19 protein-coding genes are annotated in these 20,377 nt (G+C 75.7%); 15 read left to right on the forward strand and 4 right to left on the reverse strand.

Going from position 1 to position 20,377, the window contains the following annotated elements; translation table 11 throughout:
• Positions 1 to 3 precede the first annotated feature (3 nt).
• The 8 genes from tilS (at position 4) to EV189_RS18595 (ending at position 7,163) form a co-directional block, all read left to right on the forward strand.
• Entirely contained in the window at positions 4 to 987 is a 984-nt protein-coding gene (tilS, locus tag EV189_RS18560) for a tRNA lysidine(34) synthetase TilS (RefSeq protein ID WP_130494503.1), read from the forward strand.
• A gap of 21 nt (positions 988 to 1,008) precedes the next feature.
• Complete coding sequence (gene hpt, locus EV189_RS18565) at positions 1,009 to 1,560, forward strand: hypoxanthine phosphoribosyltransferase (protein ID WP_130494504.1); 552 nt, start codon at positions 1,009 to 1,011, stop codon at positions 1,558 to 1,560.
• 188 nt (positions 1,561 to 1,748) lie between these two features.
• Entirely contained in the window at positions 1,749 to 3,761 is a 2,013-nt protein-coding gene (gene ftsH / locus EV189_RS18570) for an ATP-dependent zinc metalloprotease FtsH (protein ID WP_130494505.1), read from the forward strand.
• Positions 3,761 to 4,411 carry a GTP cyclohydrolase I FolE gene (gene folE / locus EV189_RS18575; protein WP_130494506.1) on the forward strand — a complete coding sequence of 217 codons (651 nt, stop codon included), beginning with the start codon at positions 3,761 to 3,763 and terminating at the stop codon, positions 4,409 to 4,411. Before ftsH ends, folE begins: the two co-directional genes overlap by 1 nt.
• Positions 4,412 to 4,473: 62 nt before the next feature.
• Positions 4,474 to 5,271 (forward strand): dihydropteroate synthase, encoded by a 798-nt coding sequence (gene folP / locus EV189_RS18580; protein WP_130494557.1) that lies wholly within the window; start codon positions 4,474 to 4,476, stop codon positions 5,269 to 5,271.
• Positions 5,268 to 5,780 carry a nuclear transport factor 2 family protein gene (locus EV189_RS18585; RefSeq protein ID WP_130494507.1) on the forward strand — a complete coding sequence of 171 codons (513 nt, stop codon included), beginning with the start codon at positions 5,268 to 5,270 and terminating at the stop codon, positions 5,778 to 5,780. The genes folP and EV189_RS18585 overlap by 4 nt, the downstream gene beginning before the upstream one ends.
• Positions 5,764 to 6,663: a 2-amino-4-hydroxy-6-hydroxymethyldihydropteridine diphosphokinase gene (gene folK / locus EV189_RS18590; RefSeq protein WP_130494508.1), complete on the forward strand. Its 900-nt coding sequence runs from the start codon at positions 5,764 to 5,766 to the stop codon at positions 6,661 to 6,663. Before EV189_RS18585 ends, folK begins: the two co-directional genes overlap by 17 nt.
• Positions 6,664 to 6,680: 17 nt before the next feature.
• Positions 6,681 to 7,163 (forward strand): DUF3180 family protein, encoded by a 483-nt coding sequence (locus tag EV189_RS18595; protein WP_130494509.1) that lies wholly within the window; start codon positions 6,681 to 6,683, stop codon positions 7,161 to 7,163.
• A 24-nt stretch (positions 7,164 to 7,187) separates the two neighbouring features.
• Here the strand turns inward: EV189_RS18595 and EV189_RS18600 are convergent, their stop codons facing one another.
• Positions 7,188 to 8,381, reverse strand: a complete 1,194-nt coding sequence (locus tag EV189_RS18600; protein WP_130494510.1) for an ABC transporter ATP-binding protein — start codon at positions 8,379 to 8,381, stop codon at positions 7,188 to 7,190.
• 2 nt (positions 8,382 to 8,383) lie between these two features.
• Here EV189_RS18600 and EV189_RS18605 point away from each other — a divergent pair, with 2 nt between their 5' ends.
• The 3 genes from EV189_RS18605 (at position 8,384) to EV189_RS18615 (ending at position 10,946) form a co-directional block, all read left to right on the forward strand.
• The gene (locus tag EV189_RS18605; RefSeq protein WP_130494511.1) at positions 8,384 to 9,049 is read left to right on the forward strand and encodes an ABC transporter permease; all 666 of its coding nucleotides are present in this window, start codon (positions 8,384 to 8,386) and stop codon (positions 9,047 to 9,049) included.
• Positions 9,046 to 9,717 (forward strand): ABC transporter permease, encoded by a 672-nt coding sequence (locus EV189_RS18610; protein WP_130494512.1) that lies wholly within the window; start codon positions 9,046 to 9,048, stop codon positions 9,715 to 9,717. The genes EV189_RS18605 and EV189_RS18610 overlap by 4 nt, the downstream gene beginning before the upstream one ends.
• Before the next feature lie 152 nt (positions 9,718 to 9,869).
• Positions 9,870 to 10,946 (forward strand): glycine betaine ABC transporter substrate-binding protein, encoded by a 1,077-nt coding sequence (locus EV189_RS18615; protein ID WP_130494513.1) that lies wholly within the window; start codon positions 9,870 to 9,872, stop codon positions 10,944 to 10,946.
• 101 nt (positions 10,947 to 11,047) lie between these two features.
• Here the strand turns inward: EV189_RS18615 and EV189_RS18620 are convergent, their stop codons facing one another.
• On the reverse strand, positions 11,048 to 12,217 hold the full coding sequence (locus tag EV189_RS18620) for an NADH-quinone oxidoreductase subunit D-related protein (RefSeq protein WP_196788598.1): 1,170 nt from the start codon (positions 12,215 to 12,217) through the stop codon (positions 11,048 to 11,050).
• 47 nt (positions 12,218 to 12,264) lie between these two features.
• On the opposite strand from EV189_RS18620, the gene EV189_RS18625 reads away from it, so the two are divergent.
• The 3 genes from EV189_RS18625 (at position 12,265) to EV189_RS18635 (ending at position 15,436) form a co-directional block, all read left to right on the forward strand.
• Positions 12,265 to 12,756, forward strand: a complete 492-nt coding sequence (locus tag EV189_RS18625; RefSeq protein WP_231116566.1) for a PH domain-containing protein — start codon at positions 12,265 to 12,267, stop codon at positions 12,754 to 12,756.
• Complete coding sequence (locus EV189_RS18630) at positions 12,753 to 14,096, forward strand: PH domain-containing protein (protein ID WP_130494515.1); 1,344 nt, start codon at positions 12,753 to 12,755, stop codon at positions 14,094 to 14,096. Before EV189_RS18625 ends, EV189_RS18630 begins: the two co-directional genes overlap by 4 nt.
• Positions 14,097 to 14,197: 101 nt before the next feature.
• Positions 14,198 to 15,436, forward strand: a complete 1,239-nt coding sequence (locus EV189_RS18635; protein ID WP_130494516.1) for a cytochrome P450 — start codon at positions 14,198 to 14,200, stop codon at positions 15,434 to 15,436.
• 16 nt (positions 15,437 to 15,452) lie between these two features.
• Here EV189_RS18635 and EV189_RS18640 read toward each other — a convergent pair whose 3' ends face one another.
• Complete coding sequence (locus EV189_RS18640; RefSeq protein WP_130494517.1) at positions 15,453 to 17,948, reverse strand: PAS domain S-box protein; 2,496 nt, start codon at positions 17,946 to 17,948, stop codon at positions 15,453 to 15,455.
• Between the two features lie 154 nt (positions 17,949 to 18,102).
• Between EV189_RS18640 and EV189_RS18645 the strand changes: the two genes are divergently transcribed.
• Positions 18,103 to 19,476 carry a transaminase gene (locus EV189_RS18645; RefSeq protein ID WP_130494559.1) on the forward strand — a complete coding sequence of 458 codons (1,374 nt, stop codon included), beginning with the start codon at positions 18,103 to 18,105 and terminating at the stop codon, positions 19,474 to 19,476.
• On the opposite strand, the gene EV189_RS18650 is transcribed toward EV189_RS18645, so the two are convergent.
• The gene (locus EV189_RS18650; protein ID WP_231116568.1) at positions 19,473 to 20,375 is read right to left on the reverse strand and encodes an SAM-dependent methyltransferase; all 903 of its coding nucleotides are present in this window, start codon (positions 20,373 to 20,375) and stop codon (positions 19,473 to 19,475) included. The genes EV189_RS18645 and EV189_RS18650 overlap by 4 nt on opposite strands.
• Between the last annotated feature and the right edge of the window lie 2 nt (positions 20,376 to 20,377).

A 20,377-nucleotide genomic window follows, 5' to 3' on the forward strand; every position in this document is an offset into this window, starting at 1 on the left:
CCCGTGGGCGGCGCGCTCGACCCCGCGCTCGCGCGGGTCCGCGGAGCCGTGCGCGCCGCGCTGGCGGACCTGCCGCCCGGCGGCGCCGTGCTCGTCGCGTGCAGCGGGGGTGCGGACTCCCTCGCCCTCGCGGCCGCGGCCGCCTTCGAGGCCCCGCGCGCCGGGTTGCGCGCCGGGGCCGTCGTCGTCGACCACCAGCTCCAGCCCGGGTCGGGCGAGGTGGCCGCCGCCGCGGCGTACGCGCTGGCGGGGCTGGGCCTCGCGCCCGTCGCGGTGCAGCAGGTGGCTGTGGGGGAGCACGGCGGGCCGGAGGCGGCGGCGCGCACCGCGCGCTACGCCGCCCTGAGCGCCTGCGCCGACGCCGTGGGTGCCCCCGCGGTCCTGCTCGGCCACACCCGCGACGACCAGGCCGAGACCGTGCTGCTCGGCCTGGCGCGGGGCTCGGGAGCGCGCTCGCTCGCGGGGATGCGCCCCGTCGACGGGCGCTGGCGCCGCCCGCTGCTCGACGTGGACCGGGCCGAGTGCCGGCGCGCCTGCCTCGCCGCGGGGCTCGTCCCGTGGGACGACCCGCACAACGGCTCGGCCGCGTACGCCCGGGTGCGGGTCCGCGCACAGGCCCTCCCGGCGCTCGAGGACGCGCTCGGGCCCGGGGTGGCCGGGGCGCTGGCGCGCACGGCCCGGCTGCTGCAGCAGGACGCTGACGCGCTGGACGCGTGGGCCGCCCGCGCGCTCGACGAGGCGTCGGACGGCGACGGCCTCGACGTCGCCGCCCTGGCCGCACTCCCCGCGGCCGTGCGCACCCGCGTGCTGCGCCGGGCCGCGCTCGCCGCCGGCTGCCCCGCGGGGGAGCTCGCCCTGTCCCACGTGGACGCCGTGGATGCCCTCGTCACCCGGTGGAGGGGGCAGGGCCCGCTGGACCTGCCGGGCGGTGTCAGGGCGCGGCGGCGGTGTGGCAGGGTGAGCCTCGACCGGGCGCTGCCCGGCTGACGAGCGGGCTGGAGGCAGGACGTGCAGCAGGCGGACGTCGCAGGCGACCTCGAGAAGGTCCTCGTGACCGAGGAGCAGATCGCCGGGCGCCTGGCGGAGCTGGCCGAGCAGATCGCCGCCGACTACGAGGGGCGCGACCTGCTCCTCGTCGGGGTGCTCAAGGGCGCGGTCATGGTGATGGCGGACCTCTCCCGCGCGCTGCGGATCCACGTCGACATGGACTGGATGGCCGTCTCGTCGTACGGCTCGGGGACCAAGAGCTCGGGAGTCGTGCGCATCCTCAAGGACCTCGACCGCGACATCTCCGGCCGCCACGTGCTGGTCGTCGAGGACATCATCGACTCGGGCCTCACGCTGTCGTGGCTGCTCGCCAACCTGCGCTCGCGCCAGCCGGCTTCCCTCGAGGTCGCCGCGCTGCTCCGCAAGCCCGAGGCGGCGAAGGTCGACGTCGACGTGCGCTACGTCGGCTTCGACATCCCCGAGGAGTTCGTCGTCGGCTACGGCCTCGACTACGCCGAGAAGTACCGCAACCTCCCCTTCGTCGGGACGCTCGCGCCGCACGTCTACCGCTGACGCCCCGAGGTGTGGCGGGGCGCTCCCGCCGGAACAATGGGTCCCGGGCGCACGTTGACCGTGCGTCCCCGGTGCACGCCTCCTGGGGCGCCCGGAGCCGGCCCCGGCGGGCTCCAGCGCTCCCGGTGTACCGTCGGCAACCAGACCGTCGCTACTCGAGGAGGGACGGGGCCACCCGCCCCGCTTCGATGGACCTCAAGCGCTTCTTCCGCGGACCCGTGTTCTGGGTCCTCCTCGCCGTGCTCGCGGCCGTGCTCGTCATGACGACGATCCGGTCGTCGGGCGGCTACAAGACCGTCGACACCCAGAGCGCGCTCGACGCGATCAACAGGGACCAGGTCCAGTCGGCGAAGCTCGTCGACCGCGACCAGCGGCTCGAGCTGACCCTGAAGAAGGGCCAGGAGGTCGACGGGGCCGACAAGGTCCGCGCGTCCTACGTCGACATGCAGCAGGTCTCGATCGTGCAGCAGCTGCAGACGCACCAGCCGTCCGAGGGCTGGGACGTCGAGGTGCCCCGGCAGAGCTGGTTCGTCAGCCTGCTGCTCACGGTCCTGCCGATCCTGCTCATCTTCGTCGTCTTCCTGTTCGTCATGAACTCGATGCAGGGCGGCGGCTCGCGGGTCATGAACTTCGGCAAGTCCAAGGCCAAGGTCGTGTCGAAGGACACCCCCAAGACGACGTTCGCCGACGTCGCCGGCGCGGACGAGGCCGTCGAGGAGCTCCAGGAGATCAAGGAGTTCCTGGAGAACCCCGCGAAGTTCCAGGCCATCGGCGCCAAGATCCCGAAGGGCGTCCTGCTCTACGGCCCTCCCGGCACCGGCAAGACGCTGCTCGCCCGTGCCGTCGCCGGCGAGGCGGGCGTGCCGTTCTACTCGATCTCCGGCTCGGACTTCGTCGAGATGTTCGTCGGCGTCGGCGCCAGCCGCGTCCGCGACCTGTTCGAGCAGGCCAAGACCAACGCTCCGGCCATCGTGTTCATCGACGAGATCGACGCCGTGGGCCGGCACCGCGGCGCGGGCCTCGGCGGCGGCCACGACGAGCGCGAGCAGACCCTCAACCAGCTGCTCGTCGAGATGGACGGCTTCGACGTCAAGGGCGGCGTGATCCTCATCGCCGCGACCAACCGGCCCGACATCCTCGACCCGGCGCTGTTGCGCCCGGGCCGCTTCGACCGGCAGATCGCGGTCGAGAGCCCCGACCTCAACGGCCGGCACAAGATCCTCCAGGTGCACGCCCGCGGCAAGCCGATCGACCCCTCGGTCGACCTCATGGCAGTCGCGCGCCGCACGCCCGGCTTCACCGGTGCCGACCTCGCCAACGTGCTCAACGAGGCCGCCCTGCTCACCGCGCGCAGCGACCAGAAGCTCATCGGCCCGTACGCCATGGACGAGGCGATCGACCGCGTCGTGGCCGGCCCGCAGAAGAAGACGCGCCTGATGAGCGACAAGGAGAAGAAGCTCACGGCGTACCACGAGGGCGGTCACGCCCTGGTCGCCGCAGCGCTGCCGAACACCGACCCGGTGCACAAGGTGACGATCCTGCCGCGCGGGCGCGCCCTCGGCTACACGATGGTGCTGCCCGACGACGACAAGTACTCGACGACGCGCAACGAGATGCTCGACCAGCTGGCCTACATGCTGGGCGGGCGCGCGGCCGAGGAGCTCGTCTTCGCCGACCCCACGACCGGTGCCGCCAACGACATCGAGAAGGCCACCGGCGTCGCGCGCGCCATGGTCACGCAGTACGGCATGACCCAGCGCATCGGGGCGATCAAGCTCGGCCAGACCAACGGCGAGCCCTTCCTCGGGCGCGACATGGGCCACCAGCGCGACTACTCCGAGGAGGTCGCCTCGGTCGTCGACAGCGAGGTGCGCGGCCTCATCGAGGCGGCGCACGAGGAGGCGTGGCAGATCCTCTCGGACAACCGCGACATCCTCGACCGGCTCGTGCTCGAGCTCATGGAGAAGGAGACGCTCAACAAGGAGCAGATCGCCGAGGTCTTCTCCGACGTGCGTCGCCGCGCTCCCCGTCCGGCGTGGACGGGCTCGCCGAAGTTCCGCCCCGGCGACGGCCCGGTGCTGACCCGCAAGGAGCGCGAGCTCGTCGCCAACGGCCACGCGCCCAACGGCCGCCTGGAGAAGTCCATGGGGACCGGCGCGCCGACCGACGTCCCGGGCGGTCCGCTGCCCACCGAGGGCTGATGGCCGAGCAGGCGGGCGCGGTCGTCGACGAGGACGGCCCGCTCGAGCAGAGCGACGTCACCCGCAGCGAGCGGGCGGGGCGCCCGGCGTACGACGAGGAGCGGGCTCGCGCCGCGGTGCGCGAGCTGCTCCTCGCGCTCGGGGAGGACCCCGACCGCGACGGCATCCGGGACACCCCCGCCCGCGTCGCCCGCGCCTACCGCGAGCTGTTCGCCGGGCTGTGGATGGAGCCGGAGGACGTGCTCACCACGACCTTCGACCTCGGCCACGACGAGATGGTCCTCGTCAAGGACATCCCGATGGTGAGCGCCTGCGAGCACCACATGCTGCCGTTCTACGGCGTGGCGCACGTCGGCTACATCCCCGGCCCCGAGGGGCGGATCACCGGCCTGTCCAAGCTGGCGCGCCTCGTCGAGGTCTACGCCCGCCGCCTCCAGGTGCAGGAGCGGCTGACCACCCAGGTGGCCGACTCCCTCGAGCGGATCCTCGGCCCGCGCGGCGTGATCGTCGTCGTCGAGGCCGAGCACACCTGCATGTCCACGCGCGGCATCCGCAAGCCCGGCGCGAAGACCGTGACCAGCGCCGTGCGCGGCCAGCTGCGCGACCCCGCGACCCGGGCCGAGGCCATGAGCCTGATCCTCGGCCGGTGAGCCCCGCCGCTCCCCCCGTGGTCGGCCTCCCGGCGACGCTGCCGCAGGACCGCTGCCTCGTCATGGGCGTCCTCAACGTCACGCCCGACTCGTTCAGCGACGGCGGCCGGTGGCTCGACCCGCGCGCGGCGGTCGAGCACGGCCTCGCGCTGGTGGCCGAGGGGGCCGACCTCGTCGACGTCGGCGGGGAGTCGACCCGCCCCGGCGCGGGGCGCGTGGAGCCCGACGAGGAGGCCCGCCGGGTGCTGCCGGTCGTCCGGGAGCTCGCCGCGGCGGGCGTCGTCGTCAGCATCGACACCATGCGGGCGAGCACCGCGCAGGCTGCGCTCGAGGCCGGGGCGGTCCTCGTCAACGACGTCTCCGGCGGGCTCGCCGACCCCGACCTCCCGCGGGTCGCGCGGGACGCGGGAGCGGCGTACGTCGCCATGCACTGGCGCGGGCACAGCGCCGGCATGCAGGCGCGCGCGGTCTACGCGGACGTCGTCGCCGACGTGCGCGCCGAGCTCGCCGAGCGCGTCGCCGACCTGCTGGCCCTCGGCCTCGCGGCCGAGCAGCTCGTCGTCGACCCGGGGCTCGGCTTCGCCAAGACCGCCGCGCACAACTGGGCGCTGCTCGCCCGTCTGCAGGAGATCGCCTCGCTCGGCCTGCCCGTGCTCGTCGGCGCCTCCCGCAAGCGGTTCCTCGGCCTCGTCGGCCGGCCCGAGGGCTCCGTGCCCCTGCCCGTGGAGGAGCGCGAGGCGGCCACCGTCGCCGTGAGCGCCCTCGCGGCCGCGGCCGGCGCGTGGGCCGTCCGCGTGCACGAGGCCCGGGCCAACCGCGCCGCTGTCGACGTGGTCGCGGCGGCCGGAGCGGCGCGATGAGCCCGGTCGGCGCCGAGGACCGCCGCGCGGTGGAGCGCGTCACGCGCTCGCTGTACACCGCCATCGAGACCGCCGACCTCGACCTCATGCAGGCCGTGTGGCTCGACAGCGACGACATCGTCTGCGTGCACCCCGGGTGGCCCGCCCTGCGCGGGCGCGGCCAGGTCATGCGCTCCTGGGCCGTCGTCATGGGCGGCGCGCCCTACGTCCAGTTCTTCCTCACCGACCTCGAGACCCGCATCGAGGGCGACACCGCCGTCGTGACCTGCGGCGAGTCGATGCTCACCGGCGCGGAGGGCAGCGAGGACGGCTTCGTCGGGGCGCGGGCCGTCTCCACCAAGGTGCTGACCCGCACCCCCGGCGGGTGGCGCGTCGTCGTCCACCACTCCTCCCCGGTGCTCGGCACCAGCGAGGACGACGACGACGACCACATGGACGACGACGACGCGGACGACGGGACGGGAACCGGTCCGCAGGGCACGAGCGAGGGGGATGGTCCGCGTGGCTGAGGCTCCGCGCGACCGCATCGAGCTGCGGGGCGTGCGCGCGACGGGCTACCACGGGGTGTTCGAGTTCGAGCGGCGCGACGGCCAGGAGTTCGTCGTCGACGTCGTGCTCGGGCTCGACCTCGCCCCTGCCGCCGCCACCGACGCGCTCGACCGCACCGTCGACTACGGCGGCCTCGCGCTGCAGGTGCTGGCGCGGATCGAGGGCGAGCCCTCCGACCTCATCGAGACCCTCGCCGGGCGCATCGCCGACGACGTGCTGGCGAGCGCGCCGATCGTCGCCGACGTCGAGGTCGTCGTGCACAAGCCGACCGCGCCGATCCCCACGCCGTTCGGGGACGTCGCCGTCGTCGTGCGCCGCTCCCGCACCCGGGTCGCGCGGGTCGCGCTCGGGGCCAACCTCGGCGACCGCCGTAGCGCGCTCCAGGGCGCTCTGCTCGGGCTCGCCGGCCTGCCCGGCACGCGGGTCACGGGCGTCGCCCCGCTCGTCGAGACCGCAGCGGTCACCCTGCCCGGCAGCGGCCCGCAGCCCGACTACCTCAACACCGTCGTCCGCCTCGAGACCGCGCTGCCGCCCGCCGACCTGCTGGCCGCGGCCCACCGCATCGAGGCGGCGTACGCCCGGGTGCGGACCGAGCGCTGGGGCGCGCGCACGCTCGACGTCGACCTGCTGTCCTACGACGGGGTGGAGAGCGCGGCCCCCGAGCTGCTGCTGCCCCACCCGCGCGCGCACGAGCGCGCCTTCGTGCTGGTGCCGTGGGCGGCGCTCGAGCCGGGCGCGCTGCTGCTGGGCCGCCGCGTCGACGAGCTGCTCGCGGGGCTGCCCGAGGAGGAGCGCGCCTCCGTGCGCCCGGCCGAGGGCGAGCTGCCGCTGGAGCTGGTGTGACACCGCGCCTGCGCCCGATGCGCATCGCCGTCCTCGCGACGGTCGCGGTCGTCGCCGGCGTGGCGGCCTGGGCGCTGCTCGTCCTGCTCGACGCGCGCAGCGTCGACGTCCTCACCGCCTCCTGGCTCGCCGTCCCCCCGACCCTGCCCGTGGGACTGCTGGTCGTCGCCGTCGGCCTCGCGGTCGCCGTCCGCGCCTGGCGCCAGCGCGTCTCCGGCCACCCGGACGCCCGCCCGCTCGAGCCGCTCTCGGCCGCGCGGGCCGTGGCGGCGGCGAAGGCGTCGGGCGCCGTGGGGGCGGTCGTGGGCGGCGCGTACCTCGGCTATGCGGCGTACCTCGTCCCGGACGCGCACAGCGAGCTGCGCACCTCCCGGCTGGTCGGCTGCGCCGCCGTGGTGGTCTGCTCCGTGCTCGTCGTGGCCGCCGCCGTCGCCCTCGAGCGCGTGCTGCGGCTGCCCGACGACGACGAGGACGACCCGAGCGGCGCCGACCGGCGCTGACCAGCACTGGTCCGGCGCTGGGGCTCAGCCGGGGATGCTGTCGACCTCCGCCTGGCTGAGGTCCACCCCGAGCGCGTCGGAGTCCACGCTGCGCCGCAGCGCCTCGTGCAGCGTCTTGGGCGTGAGCACGCCGAGGTAGCGCGCGCCGTCGAGGACCGCCACCCAGCCGGCGTCGTGCTGGAGCATCTCCTGCAGGGCGTGCTTGAGCGTGCTGCGCGCCGGCACCCACGCCTCCATGCGGTGGCAGGCCTCGCCGACCGTGCCCGACCCGCGCACGGTGTCGGGGATGCCGACCCACCCGCGCAGGGCGCCGCCCTCGTCGACGCAGACCGCCCACGAGGCGCCCTCGCGGCGCAGCACCTCGGCCGCCTCCGCGAGCGACTGCTCCACGCGCACCACCGGAGGGTGGTCGAGGTCCTGCTCGGCGATCTCCGTCACCGAGAGCCGCTTGAGCCCGCGGTCGGCGCCGACGAAGCCGGCGACGAAGTCGGTGGCGGGGCTGCCGAGGACGGCGGCGGGCGTGTCGTACTGCTCCAGCACGCCACCCTCGGACAGCACGGCGATGCGGTCGCCCAGCCGGACGGCCTCGTCGATGTCGTGCGTCACGAGCACGACCGTCTTGCCCACCTGCTCCTGCAGGCGGAGGAACTCGACCTGCAGCCGGTCGCGGACGACGGGGTCGACGGCGCCGAACGGCTCGTCCATCAGCAGGACGGGCGGGTCCGCGGCGAGCGCGCGGGCGACGCCGACGCGCTGGCGCTGCCCGCCGGAGAGCTGGTGGGGGTAGCGCGGACCGTGCACGGCCGGGTCGAGCCCGACGAGCTCGAGCAGCTCGGTCGCGCGGGCGCGGGTGCGCCTCTTGTCCCAGCCGAGCAGCGAGGGGACGGTGCCGACGTTGTCGAGCACGGTGCGGTGGGGGAACAACCCGCCGGACTGGATGACGTAGCCGATGCGCCGGCGCAGCTGCGTGGCGTCGGCGCGCGTGACGTCCTCGCCGTCGAGCAGGATGCGCCCGCTCGAGGGCTCGATGAGCCGGTTGATCATCTTCAAGGTCGTCGTCTTGCCGCAGCCGCTCGGGCCGACCAGCGCGACCATCTCGCCCGCGGTGACGGCGAGGTCGAGGGCGCGGACCGCGGTCGTCCCGTCCGGGTACTGCTTCGCGACCGCCTCGAGGCGGATGGCGTCGGGCCGGGCGGTGCCGTTGGCGGTAGCGTCCATCCATGGCCTCCTCAGCCCCGAACCCGTGGTTCGACTGGGGCTACGTGCGTGACAACCGTCAGGACATCCTGTCTGCTCTCGAGCACCACGTCACCCTGACGGTCGAGACCGTGGTCATCGCCACGCTCGTCGCCCTGCCGCTGGCCGTGCTCGCCCGCCGCCGCAGGTGGCTGCGCGGGCCGCTGCTCGGCGTCGCGGGTGTGCTCTACACCATCCCCTCGCTGGCGTTCTTCGCCGTCCTCGCGCCCTGGAGCGGCATCGGGGCGCGCACCGTGCTCATCGGCCTCGTGGTCTACGCGCTGCTCATCCTCATCCGCAACACGCTGGTCGGCCTCGACGGCGTCCCGGACGACGTGCGGGAGGCCGCCCGCGGGCTCGGGTACGGGCCGGTGCGCATGCTGCTCCAGGTGGAGCTGCCCGTCGCCCTGCCCGCGGTGCTCACGGGCATCCGGCTCGCGACCGTCTCCACGGTCGCGCTCGTGACGGTGGGCGTCGTGGTCGGCTACGGCGGGCTGGGCCAGCTGATCCTGCGCGGCTTCAACAACAACTTCTACCGCGCGGAGATCTTCACGAACTCCCTGCTCTGCGTGCTGCTGGCGCTCGTGCTGGACCTGCTGCTGCTGGGAGCGTCACGGCTGCTCACGCCGTGGGCGAGGGGGCGGGCATGAGCTACCTGCACGACGCGTACGTCTGGGTGAACGACCCCGACAACTGGCGCGGGGACCACGGCGTCCCGTCGCTGCTGCTCGAGCACCTGCGGATCACCGCCGTCTCGGTCGTGGCGGCCGGCGTGGTCGCGCTGCCGATCGGCGTGCTCCTCGGGCACGTGCGCCGCGGCGGCCCGGCGACCGTGGCGCTCACCAACCTCACCCGCGCGGTGCCGGTGCTCGCGGTGCTGACGATCCTCGCGACCACGCCCGTGGGGTTCGGCGACCGGGCGAGCGAGTTCGCGCTCGCGCTGTTCGCGGCGCCGCTGCTGCTCGCCAACGCGTACGTCGGGATGCGGGGCGTCGACCCCGAGCTCGTCGAGGCGTCGCGGGGCATGGGCATGTCGGAGGGCCAGCTGCTGCTGCGGGTCGAGCTGCCGATCGCGCTGCCGCTGCTCGCCGCCGGGATCCGCACCGCGGTCGTGCAGGTCATCGCGACCGCGACGATCGCCGCGCTGGTCGGCGGGGGAGGGCTCGGCGTGCTCATCAACGAGGGGCTGAGCACGCAGCGCTACGGCGAGACCGTCGCGGGCGGCTTCCTCGTGGCGCTGCTCGCCGTCGTCGCCGAGCTCGCGCTCGCCGGGGTGCAGCGCTGGGTGACGCCCAAGGGGCTCGCCGGCGCCCGCTGACGCGCTCGTCCTCGTGCGGGGACGTGTCCACGATGTGAACGCGGCGCCTTCTCGCTTGCATCACAGCGCGTGGTCGGGTGGGGTGTACACCAGGGCCCGTGTGGGGCCACGCCGCCGCACATCGTGGCGGGGGGATGCGAGGAGGAAGCGCGATGTCCGTACGGCGTACGACCACGGCGGGAGCGGTGCTGGCCGCCGCCCTCGTGCTGGCGGGCTGCGGGGCCTCCGGCTCCTCGAGCGGCACGAGCGCGGGAGCGGCACCCGCGGGCAGCGGGGGCGCCAGCAGCGCGCCACTCGCATCCGGGGCCGCGTCCGGCGCGGCCGGTGACGCCTCGGCCGGGACCGGCGGCGCGGCCTGCGCACCGGTCGCCGACAGCCAGCTCGTCGTGCTCACCGACGACAAGAAGCTGCAGACGGTCGACAACGTCGTGCCCGCGATCAACGCGAAGGCCGCGACGCCGGCGCTGACCGCAGCGCTGGACAAGGTCTCGTCCACGCTGACGACCAGCGACCTGGTCGACCTCAACCGCCAGGTCAGCGCCGAGCGCAAGACCTCGCCGAACGTCGCGAAGGCCTACGTCGCGGCGAAGGGCCTCGCGAGCGGCCTGTCCGGCGGCAAGGGCTCGATCACGGTCGGCGCGGCGAACTTCGCCGAGAACCAGACCGTCGCCTCGATCTACGCCGACGTCCTCGACGCGGCCGGCTTCTCGGCCAAGGTGCAGACGGTCGGCAACCGCGAGGTCTACCTCCCGGCGCTCGAGAAGGGCCAGCTCCAGGTCGTGCCGGAGTACCTCGGCACCCTCACGGAGTTCCTCAACAAGGGGCAGAACGGTGCGAACGCCAAGGCGCTCGCGACCTCGGACACCGACGCGACGCTCGCCGCGGTGCAGCCCCTCGCCAAGAAGGCCGGCCTCGCGCTCGGCAAGCCGGCGGAGGCCGCCGACCAGAACGCCTTCGCGGTGACGAAGAAGTTCGCCGACGAGCACAAGGTGAAGACGCTCTCCGACCTCACCACGGCCTGCGGCTCCGGCCTCGTGCTCGGCGGCCCGGCAGAGTGCCCGACCCGGCCGTTCTGCCAGCCCGGGCTCGAGTCGACCTACGGACTGAAGTTCGACAAGTTCCAGGCGCTCGACGCGGGCGGCCCGCTCACGCAGACCGCGCTCAAGACCGGCAAGATCTCGATCGGCCTGGTCTTCAGCTCGGACGGCGGCCTGACGCCCGCCAGCTGACGCAGCACGTCCAGGGGCCCGTCCACGCACGTGGGCGGGCCCTCGGCGTCCTCCCAGGATGTGCATGATCACGGGGGAGGGGGTGCCGGGGGCCTCGGGGTTCAGCGGTCGACGTCGCCCGTGACGAAGAACAGCGAGGTGACGACCGCGGCGAGGTCCTCGACCCGCGTACCGGGCAGGAGCGCCTGCACCGCCTGCACGTTGCCGAACGACGCGCTGCGCAGCTTGAGCCGCCACGGCACCTTCCCGCCGCGCGAGACGAGGTAGTAGCCGTTGAGCCCGAGCGGGTTCTCGGTGGCGGCGTACGCGGTGCCGACCGGGACGGTCAGCACCTTCGGCAGGCGGACGGCGTGCTCCTCGCCGGTGGAGGCCTCGAGCGCCGGCAGGCAGGCCTCGGCGAGCGCCAGCGCGTCGGTCGCGGACTCCAGCAGCACCTCCCAGCGCGCCAGCGCGTCGCCCTCCGCGCGCACGACGCGCGGCACGTCGAGCGCGCCGTAGGAGAGGTACGGCGCGTCGCGTCGCAGGTCGACGCCCACCCCCGAGCCCCGCGCCACGGGCCCGCTGGCGCCCCAGCCCAGCGCGGCCTCCCGCGGGAGGACGCCGATGCCGCGCAGCCGGGCGGCGAGGGCGGGGTCCCCGACCGTCAGGGCGCGGACGCGGGGCAGCCCGGCGCGCACCTCGGCGACGGCCGCGGCCGCCCGCTCCGGCCACCCGGCGGGCACGTCCTCCTTGAGCCCGCCGACGCGGTTGAGCATGAAGTGGACCCGGCCGCCGGAGACCTCCTCGAGCACGCGCTGGAGCGGCTCGCGCAGCGCGAGGACCTCCTGGTGCGTGACGGTCCCCTCGCCGTGCGGGTCGGGCGGGGAGGCGAGGAACGCCAGCGAGGCGAGCGTGCGGCCGATCTCGGCGAGGCACGTGCGCGCCCAGGTGGCGCGGGGCGGCACCGCCATCCCCAGCAGCAGCTCGGTGGCCAGCACGATGCCGAGTTCGTTGCCGAACGCCGAGAGCCAGTCGTGGCGGTTCGCCAGCACGAGGATCTGCCGGTAGTCGCGCACCTCGAACAGCTTCTCGGCTCCGCGGTGCATGAAGCCGACCTCCGGCTCGACGCTGCGGACCACGCCGTCCTCCAGCGCCAGCCGCAGCCGGATGCCACCGTGGGCCGAGGGGTGCTGCGGGCCGATCGGCAGCACGAGGTCGGCGGCCCCCTCGCCCCACCCGGTGCTCGCGCCGACGCCGGCGACCAGGCTGCCCGTCCCGCGGCTGCTCTCCACCCGCCCATCGTCCCAGCCCCCGCCACCCCGCCCGTACGCTGCGGCGCGTGACCGATCCCGCCTTCGACGCGCTGGACGTCGAGTGGCGCGGCGTGTCCCCGCGCCTCGCGGCGGTCCGCCGGCTGCTGCTCTGCCCGCTGCTCCTGCTCGCCGGGCTCGGCGTCGGGGCGCTCGTGCTGCTGCTGGGCGGAGGGGGCTGGGCCGCCCTCCCGCTCGGGCTCGGGGTGGTCGGGGCGCTGCTCGCCTCCGTCTGGGTCGGGCGGGCGGTGGCGTCCTGGGCGTACGCCGAGCGCGGGGAGGACCTCCTCGTCCGCCACGGCGTGCTCGTGCGCCGCCTCGTCGTGGTGCCGTACGGCCGGATGCAGTTCGTCGACGTCACCGCCGACCCCGTGCACCGGCTGGCCCGGCTCGCCACCGTGCAGCTGCACACCGGCGCGGCGACGAGCGAGGTCGTCGTCCGCGGACTGGTGCCCGCGGAGGCCGCGCGGCTGCGCGACCGGCTCGCGGCGCGCGGCGAGGCCCGGGCAGCGGGGCTGTGACGGGTCCCGTCCGCCGGCTGCACCCGCTGACCCCGCTCGTCCGCGGGTGGAAGGCGTACGCCGCGTTCGCCGTCGTCGTCGGCCAGCAGGTCGGTCTCGAGCGCCACGGCGGCGCCCGCATCGCGGCGTACGCGCTGCTGGCCGCCCTGCCCGTCGCCGCGCTGCTCGGGTGGCTGGGCTGGCGGACGACGAGCTTCGGCTTCGACGGGGAGGACCTGCGCATCGACAGCGGTCTGCTCGTCCGCCGCTCGCGGCGCATCCGCCTCGACCGGCTGCAGGCCGTGGACGTGGTGCGCCCGCTGCTGGCCCGGCTCGCCGGCCTGGCCGAGCTGCGCCTCGAGGTCGCGGGCGGGGGGAAGCAGGCCGAGGGCGGGCTCGCCTACCTGGGGGAGGCCGACGCGCTCGCGCTCCGCGCCGAGCTGCTGGCCCGTGCCGCCGGCGTCGCGCGCGACGACCGCCCCGGAGCCGCGCCGGCCGAGCCCGAGGAGCACCTCCTGCACGAGGTGCCGACGCGGCGCTACGTCGCCAGCCTGCTGCTGCAGGGCGGCACCGTCGTCGGCCTCCTGCTCGTGGGGGTCGCGGTGGCCCTGGCCGTGGTGCTGCGCACGCCCGAGCTGCTGGTGACGGTGCTGCCGCCGCTCGTCGTCCCCGCGCACACCGTCCTCGTGCGCGGCCAGGCCGACGCGCTGTTCGCGGTCGCGGGCTCCGCGGCCGGGCTGCGGCTGCGCCACGGGCTGTTCGAGACCCGGCACCAGACCGTCCCGCCCGGTCGCGTGCAGGCCGTGCGCGTCGTCGAGCCGCTGCTCTGGCGCCGCCGCGGCTGGGTGCGGCTGGAGGTGACGGTCGCGGGCTACGGCAAGGAGGCGACGGTGCAGACGGGGACGCTGCTGCCCGTCGTCCCGGCCGCCACGGGGTGGGACCTCGTGGACCGCGTCCTCGGTGCCGAGGTCGGCGAGCACCCCGGCGCCCGCACCGTGCCCCTCGCGCCGCCGGGGCCCCGCGCGCGCTGGCTCGACCCGCTGGCCGCCCCGGTCCTCGGGGCCGGGGCCGACGACCAGCTGCTCGTCGTGCGCACCGGTGCCCTGCGCCGGGTGACCACGGTCGTGCCGCACGCGAAGGTGCAGTCGACGGCCCTGCTGCAGGGACCGGTGCAGCGCCGGCTCGGGCTCGCCTCCCTCGAGGTGCACGTCGCGCCGACGCTGCGGGTGCGCGCCCGGCACCGCGCCACGGCCGAGGCCGGCGCGCTGCTCGTCGGCGAGGTGGAGCGGGCGCGCACCGCGCGGCGGGTCGCCCGGTCGGAGCGGTGGGCGGAGGCCCCGGTGGAGCAGCCGCCGGGCTGAGCAGCACCTCGTCCGGGGACCTCCGGCCTGCGTCCGGGCGGGCGAAGGACCTGCGATGACGGGGGCATCCGGCCCCCACGCCCGTTACAGTGGCGTCCACCATGATCGGCACGGACCTGCCCGGCGCTCCGGACTTCGAGCCCGCCGACCCCTCCTTCGTGGCCGACCCGTACCCCGTCTACGCGCGGCTGCGGCGCGAGGCCCCCGTCGCGTGGTCGCCCCACACGGGCCAGGTCCTGGTCTCCCGCCACGCCGACGTCGACGCGGTGCTGCGCGACCGCAGGTTCGGGCGCAGCTACCTGCACGTCGCGACCCACGCCGAGATGGGCCGGCCGTCCGAGCCGCCGGCGCTCGCGCCGTTCTGGTCGGTCGTGCGCGACGGGATGCTCGACACCGAGCCGCCGGACCACACCCGGCTGCGCCGGCTCGTCTCGCGCGCCTTCACCCCGGCGCGCGTCGAGGCGCTGCGCCCGCAGGTGCAGCTCATCGCCCGCGGCCTGGTCGACGACCTGCTCGCGGCGGGCGCCGACGGGGGTGAGGTGGAGCTGCGCCGCACCATCGCCGAGCCGCTGCCGCTCGCCGTCATCTCCGACCTGCTCGGGGTGCCCGAGTCCGACCGGAGCCTGCTGCTGCCCTGGTCGCACGACATGTGCCGGATGTACGAGCTGCACCCGACCCCCGACGACCAGCGCGCCGCCGTGGTGGCCGCCGAGGAGTTCGCTGACTACCTGCGCGCGCTCGCCGCCGAGCGCCGCCGCCGCCCGGGCGACGACCTCGTCTCGGCGCTGACCCAGGTCGTCGACGAGGGCGAGCGGCTCACCGAGGACGAGCTCGTCGGCACGTGCGTGCTGCTGCTCAACGCCGGCCACGAGGCGACCGTCGGGGTCACCGTCAACGGCGTCGCCACGCTGCTGCAGCACCGGGAGCTGTGGCGCGCGCTCGGGGAGGACCCGGCGCTCGTGCCCAGCGCCGTCGAGGAGCTGCTGCGCTTCGCCACGCCGCTGCAGCTGTTCAGCCGCTGGGCGCTGGAGGACGCCGACGTCGCCGGGGTCCCCGTGCGCCGGGGCACCCAGGTCGCGCTGCTGTTCGGCTCGGCCAACCGCGACGAGGAGCGCTTCGCCGACCCGGAGCAGCTCGACCTCGGGCGCACCCCGAACCCGCACATCTCGTTCGGCGCGGGCATCCACTACTGCCTGGGCGCGCCCATGGCGCGGCTGGAGCTGGGCGCCGTCTTCGCCGAGCTGGCGGCCCGCGCGCCGGGGCTCGAGCTGGTGGGCGAGCCGTCCTACGGGCGGGGCTTCATCATCCGCGAGCTGGAGGCCGTCTCCGTCACGGTCTGACGCCGGCGCAGGGCCCTCAGGCCAGGCCGGCGTGCGCGGGGACGCGGACGCGGAACGTCGAGCCGCCGCCCGGCCGCGGCTCGTACGCCACGTCGCCGCCGTTGGCCCGGACCAGCTCGCGCACGATGTGCAGCCCGAGCCCCGTCCCGCGCACGGAGCCCGCGGTCCCGTCGGCCCTGCTGAAGCGGTCGAAGAGCCGCTCGCGGAACTCCTCCGGCACGCCGGGGCCGCGGTCGGCCACCTCGACGAGCACCCACGCGCCGTCCTGGACGACGGCGAGCTCGGTGGCGCCCTCGGCGTACTTCGCGGCGTTGGACACGAGGTTCTGCACCACCTGCGCGAGGTGCTGCGGCTGCACCAGCGCGTACGCCTCGGCGGGCGCGCGCAGCGCGACGTCCTCGCCGCCCGGCGTCGAGTCGAGCACGCCGCGGAGCAGGCCGCGCACCTCGACGGCCTCCGGGCGGGCGACGAGCCGGCCGGCGTCGGCGGTGACGAGGGTCAGCACCTCGCGGACGACCTCGTCGAGCTTGCGGGCCTGCCGGCCGACGACGTCGAGCACGCGGCGCCGGTCGTCCTCGTCGAGGCTGTCCCAGGTGTCGGCCGCGAGGTCGGTGTAGCCGAGGATCGCGGCCAGCGGGTTGTTGATCTCGTGGCCGAGCATCCCGATGAGGTCGAGCTTGAGCTGGTTGGCGCGCTCGAGCTGCCGGTTGCTCGCCTCGAGCGCGCTGGTCCGCTCGGCGATCGCCTCGGCCGCGGCGCGGCGCTCGGAGATGTCCTCGATCTGGCTGACGAGGTACGCCGCGGAGCCGTCCAGCGGACGCACGACGGCGGTGCGGATGCGCACCCACGCGACGCTGCCGTCGGAGCGGCGGTAGCGCCGGTCCACGGTCGCGCCCTCGTACTCGCCGGAGCGCAGGCCCTGCAGCACGGACGCCGTCGCGGCGCGGTCGTCCTCGTGGTGCAGCGTGCTGACGGCCATGCCGACGAGCTCGTCGGCGGGGTAGCCGGTGATCGCGCTCATGGCGGCGTTGACCTGGAGGAAGCGGGGCGGGTCGGCGAGCGAGGTGATCGCCATGCCGAGCGGGGAGCTGTCGAAGGCGAGCCGGAAGCGCGACTCGCTGTCGTGCAGGGCGTCGAGCGCGCCGGTGCGCTCGCGGAGCAGGCCCTGGATGCGCGCGTAGTCGTCGGCCTGGCGCAGCGCCGTGGAGAGCGCGTCGGCGAGCATCGTGAGCTGCTGGGCGTCGGCGGTGGTGAAGGCACCCCGCTCCGCGCTGCTCACCTTGAGCACGCCCGTGGTGTGCCCCTCCTCGAACAGCGGCGCCACCAGCATCGAGCCGATGCCGACGCGCCGGCAGGCCTCCCGGTTGACCCGCGGGTCGGTCTCGGGGTCGTCGCAGCGGGCCGTCGTCCCCGTGGTCAGCGCGAGGCCGGCGAGCGAGCCGGCGACGGGGATGTCCATGCCCTCGAAGGGCGTGAGCCGCCCCGTGGCGGCCGCGTAGTGCAGCACGTCGCCCTGCAGCAGCTCGACCACGGCGCCGTCCGCCGCCGGCAGCACGAGGGCGGCCTGCTCGGCGATGAGCCGGAGCATGCGCGCCCGGTCGCTGACCTGCGCGGTGACCGCGCGCTGCACCTCGACGGTGGCGCGCAGCCGCTCGGTCTCGCGCTCGGCGTGCTCGGCGGCCTGCCGGCGCAGCGTGATGTCCTCGACCTGCGCCAGGCCGTACGCCCGGCCGTCCGGGCCGTCGACCGCCCGCAGGCTGACCTCGGTCCAGACCGCGCTGCCGTCGGCGCGGACGAAGCGGTTCTGGAACACCGGCCGGGCGTCGCGCTGGCGCAGCGCGAGCGCGCTCGCGATCGCGCTGGCCTGCCGGTCGTCGGGGTGCGTGAGGGCGCGCGAGGTCAGCCCGAGCAGGCTGGCCTCGTCACGGCCGAGCATCCGGCACAGCGCGGGGTTCGCGCGGAGGATGCGGCCGTCCTCCTCGGTGAGCAGGAAGCCCGCGGCACTCGCGTCGAAGACCGTGCGGAACTGCTCCTCGCTCACCGCGGCGGAAGCGGCGGCGCGGCGCTCCTCGGTCACGTCGCGCATGGAGACGACGGCGCCCAGGGGCGTGCCGTCCAGCGCGCGCAGCGGCCGACCGTTGGCCAGCACGGTGCGGGTGGTGCCGTCGGGTCGCCCGACCGCCATCTCGTACGCCGTCACCACCTCGCCGCGCAGCGCGCGGAACAGCGGCACCTCGCCCATGGACAGCCGGCGGCCGGTGCCGTCGCGCAGGTCGTAGTGCGTCGTCCACTGGTCGGAGAGCAGGGGGGCCGCGGGCAGCCCGTGCAGCTCGACGGCCGCGCTGTTGAACAGCGTGAGCCTGCCCTCGGCGTCGCAGGCGACGATCGCGTCGCTGAGGTCGGAGAGGACGGCGCTGAGGAACGCCTCCGCCTGCCCGGTGGGCGGCTGCGCCGGCTCCGCGGCTGGCGGCGCCGCAGCGCTCGCGCCCGGCGCGGTCGGCAGGAGGGTCACACGAGCCCTTCGGCACCACCCGGCGGGGCCTTGAGCGACGAGCGCCCGTCGTTCCGGGGTCCCTGCGGGAAGAGCCGGACCAGGGGAGCTGGACGACGGATTCCTGCGCCAAGTGAGCGCGGACCCTCAGGACCAGCGCTACCTTGTCCCGGTGATCGACGTGCCGGTGATCGACAGGAGCCGCTTGGCCGCCCTCCTCGCGGAGGAGCGGGACGCCTACGTCCGCACCCACCCCGGCTCCGCCGCCGTCCACGCCCGGGCCGAGCACCTGCTGGGCCGGGTGCCGATGACGTGGATGGGCATGTGGACGGGCGGCTTCCCCCTGGCCTTCCGCGAGGCGAAGGGCGCGCGCGTCGTCGACGTCGACGGCACGGAGTACGTCGACTTCGCCCTCGGGGACACCGGTGCGATGGCCGGGCACTCGCCCTCCGCGACGGTCGCCGCCGTGCGCCGGCGCATCGACGACCTGGGGGGCATCACGACGATGATGCCGACCGAGGACGCCGAGGTCGTCGCTGCCGAGCTCACCCGGCGCTTCGGGCTCGCCCGCTGGTCGTTCACCCTCAGCGCGACCGACGCCAACCGCTGGGCCCTGCGCCTGGCCCGGCTGGTGACCGGGCGGCCGAAGGTGCTGGTGTTCTCGTACTCCTACCACGGCACCGTCGACGAGAGCTTCGTCGTCGTGGGCCCCGACGGGCAGCCGCGCAGCCGCCCCGGCAACGTCGGCCCCGCCGTCGACCCCACGACCACCACCCGGGTCGTCGAGTGGAACGACCTGGCAGCCCTCGAGCGCGAGCTCGCCGCCGGTGACGTCGCCGCGGTGCTCACCGAGCCCGCGCTCACCAACATCGGCATCGTGCTGCCCGAGCCCGGCTTCCTCGAGGGGGTCCGCGAGCTCACCCGCGCGGCGGGGACGCTGCTCATCATCGACGAGACGCACACGCTGTCCGCCGGGCCGGGCGGGATGACGGCGCGCGACGGGCTCCAGCCCGACCTCCTCACCATCGGCAAGTCGATCGGCGGCGGCGTCCCCGCCGGTGCGTACGGCGTGAGCGCGGAGGTCGCCGACCGGCTCTCCCGCGCCGTGGACGAGACGGGCGCCGACCTCGTCGACGTCGGCGGGGTCGGCGGCACCCTGGCCGGCAACGCGCTGTCGCTCGCAGCCGTGCGCGCGACGCTCGAGGACGTGCTGACCGAGGACGCCTTCGAGCGGATGGTGGCGCTCGGCACGGCCTACGCCGAGCAGGTCCGCTCCATCATCGAGACCCGCGGGCTGCCGTGGTCGGTCGTCCAGCTCGGCGCCCGGGCGGAGTACCGCTTCACCGCGCCGGCCCCGCGCAACGGCGGCGAGTCGGCGGCGGCTGCGGACGAGGAGCTCGACGCGTACCTCCACCTCCACCTCGCCAACCGCGGGGTGCTGCTCACGCCGTTCCACAACATGGCGCTGATGTGCCCCGAGACGACGATCCAGGACGTCGCCCGGCACACCGCGCTGTTCGGCGGCGCCGTCGACGCGCTGCTCGGCTAGCCCGCGGGGCGCTGGAGCAGCCAGCGGAAGGCGCCGACGCCCGTCGGGTCGCGCAGCTCGGCGCGGGCCAGCTCGCGGGCCCACCCACCGCCGGGGGCCAGCAGCCGGCCGAGCGCCTCGCGCTGCGTCGTGTCGAGCAGCGTCGTCGCGCCGCAGGCCTCGCCCGCCGCGCGGACGGCGTCCATCGCGACCGCGGCCGTGATGTCGCAGGAGCCGTCCGGCACCGGGGGGACCAGCCGACCCCCGCGGTGCCCCCGCAGGGTGCCGCCCGTGAAGGCGCCGGCGGCGCGCTCCGCGCGCAGCGAGCCGTAGTCGACGGCGAGCGCGGCGCTGCCGGGGGGCAGCGAGCGGAGCAGGGCTGTCCACGCCGCGTCGCGCGGGCCGCCGAGCTCCGCGCGGTCGCCCGGTGCGGCGAGCGGCCACCAGCGCTCCAGCCACGCCAGCTCAGCGTCGTCCGCGGGCGGTCCGGGCTCCTCGCTCCCGTCGTCGTCGACGAGGAGGACGCGCGGACCGTCCTCCGCGAGCGCGACCGCGTCGACGGGCACGGCGTCGAGCCACTCGTGGGCGACGGCCAGCACCGGCTCGTCGCCGGCGGTCCGCTCCTCGGGCTGCGTCCAGCCGACCCCGGGTGGCAGGCCGGGCGGGCGGGGCACGACGTCGACCCCGCACAGGCGCAGCTCCGGCGCGTGCGCGGCCAGCCCGTGCAGCAGCTCGCCGCGCCCCGCCCCGACGTCGAGGACCGCGCCGAGCCCGAGCTCGCGGGCCAGGGCGGCGACGGCCTCGGCGAACAGCGGCTCCTGCGCGCTGGTGCGGAAGTGCCCCGCCGGCCCCTCCGGACGGCGGTAGAAGCCCCCTGGCGCGTACAGCGCCTCGGCGACCGCCTCCCGCCACCTGCGCACCC

Source organism: Motilibacter rhizosphaerae (assembly GCF_004216915.1).
Taxonomy (GTDB): Bacteria; Actinomycetota; Actinomycetes; order Motilibacterales; family Motilibacteraceae; genus Motilibacter; species Motilibacter rhizosphaerae.